General features: G+C 53.8%; 2 protein-coding genes and 1 pseudogene. All 3 read right to left on the bottom strand.

The window, feature by feature from the left end; translation table 11 throughout:
• Positions 1-138, bottom strand: a 138-nt coding sequence (locus tag FTT87_RS16135; RefSeq protein ID WP_257222279.1) for a LysR family transcriptional regulator, incomplete at its 3' end; no start/stop codon positions are given.
• A 27-nt stretch (positions 139-165) separates the two neighbouring features.
• The gene (floR, locus tag FTT87_RS15725; RefSeq protein WP_000214122.1) at positions 166-1,380 is read right to left on the bottom strand and encodes a chloramphenicol/florfenicol efflux MFS transporter FloR; all 1,215 of its coding nucleotides are present in this window, start codon (positions 1,378-1,380) and stop codon (positions 166-168) included.
• 247 nt (positions 1,381-1,627) lie between these two features.
• A pseudogene (locus tag FTT87_RS15730) lies at positions 1,628-2,052 on the bottom strand (IS3 family transposase); the annotation flags it as partial.

The following is a 2,052-nucleotide window of genomic DNA, read 5'->3' on the forward strand; positions in this document are numbered from 1 at the left end:
GCTGATACCAAGTGCCTTGGCCGCATGCCGAAAATTCAGATGCTCGGCGACGGCGATGAACTGAACAAGGGAAATGAGCGGTATCCTGCCAGACAGGATACCGACATTCACGAGGTTTCGATGGTTAGTGCGCCGCATCGGAGCGGGCCTGCTACCAGTCGTCGGTTAGACGACTGGCGACTTCTCGGTGGCAGCCCCACGGAGCCGAAGGAGCACCAGCCCCAACGAAACCAGTACCGCCATCGCCGTGGCGTAACAGATCACGGGCCACGCTGTGTCACCGTTTAAAAGTGCCACCGCCAATGTCCCGACAATGCTGACTATCAGGCTTTGAACGCAGAAGTAGAACGCGACCGCTGATCCCGCGATGTCGTCGAACTCTGCCAAAGCGCCGTTCGCGGTAACGGACACCGTGAAGACAATACCGACCGCGACAACCCACATCGGTAGGATGAAGGTGAGGAATGACGGCGAGCCGTAAAGTTCGCCGATCCCCAACAGGACCGCTCCGCAAACAAGCAACGCCATCCCACGCGCCACGCATCCTGCGATGCCCCATCTGGCGACAAAGGACTTCGCGAAACGGGTTGTCACGATCATTACAAGCGCGACAGTGGCGAAGGCAAAGCTGAATCCGATCTCGGAATATTCCGCTTGGCCTATGAGCACACGGGGAGCCGTCGAGAAGAAGACGAAGTAGGTGCCCATACCGGCGCTAAAGCCGACAGTGTAAACCCAAAAAGCCGGACTCGCGAAGATCGGCAAGACAGATCGGCGCGTCTTGACTTGATCCAGAGGGCGGGTTTCGTGCCACCTGAAACCCGCATTTAGGAGTGCGAGCATCGCCAGTATAGCCAAAGTAATGAATATCGCCTGCCATCCCAAGAACTCGCCGATCAATACTCCGGCGATAGGGCCGAGCGCAGGCACGAACGCCAGCATCGAACTGAAAAGGCCGTAGATGACGACACCCTCAGGACGGTTGGCATAAACGTCGCGAACCGTCGCGAACGTCGCCACCAGCATGGCCGACGCGCCCACTGCTTGAAGTAGACGGAAAGCGACAAAGGCCGGTGCAGTTGAAGACCAAGCTGCTCCCAGAGACGCAATGACGAAAGCCGTTGCGCCCGCAAGTAGAATTGGCCGTCGCCCGATTCTGTCTGAGAGCGGACCAAAAATCACCTGGCCCACGCCGAGCATCACCATATAGAGGCTCAACGTGAGTTGGATCATAGCGGGCGTCGTGTTCAGGATGCCGGGCATCGCTGGAACGACAGGGAGATAAATATCCATCGCCAGTGAAGCGAGGATGTCGAAAGGAGCCATCAGCAGCAGTGCTGCCGGCAGCGTATAGGCCCACGCGGGGCGTGTGGTGGTCATGACGAATCAACCCTCGATTAAGGAATACCGGGCGACGTCTGCTCGTCAGCAATCAGATGAGACTAGCCTTACAGAGCGCCGCAACAACAATACTGGTTGTTGCGGCTTACTTGTCTGCTGACTTGGAATTTCCCATCTGATTACTCCACGCTTACGAATATGAATTGCTACATTTTATCCGATTATCTTTTGCTTCGCAATGCGGCATGGGCGCACTCAGCGTTCCAGCCCCCTCTGCCGCCCTAAATGCTTGCTCCAATGCATCGAGCACCATATCTGTATTCATCCGTGTCGATACTTTCCATCCAACAATTGCTCGTGAGAACACATCAATAATAAATGCAGTATAAACCCAGCCTGAATTTGTTTGAATATACGTAAAGTCACTCACCCACAGTTGGTCAGGATGATCAGCAGTAAAATTACGTTTTACCAAGTCATCCGCTCGTTTTTGATCATCTCGGCTACGGGTGGTTTGTTTGTTCTTACCACGCCAAACACCTTTTATACCTAGCTTTTGCATTAATCGAGCAACAGTACAGCGCGCAATAATATAGCCTTCACGTTTCAGTTTTTGCCAGACTTTACGTACACCATACCGACCTGAACTTTCCTTCCAAATTCGTTTAATCTCCTCAGCATGATGCAAGTCATGTAAATCTCGCTTTGCTC

It is taken from the genome of Acinetobacter sp. YH01022, from assembly GCF_013420235.1.
GTDB lineage: Bacteria > Pseudomonadota > Gammaproteobacteria > Pseudomonadales > Moraxellaceae > Acinetobacter.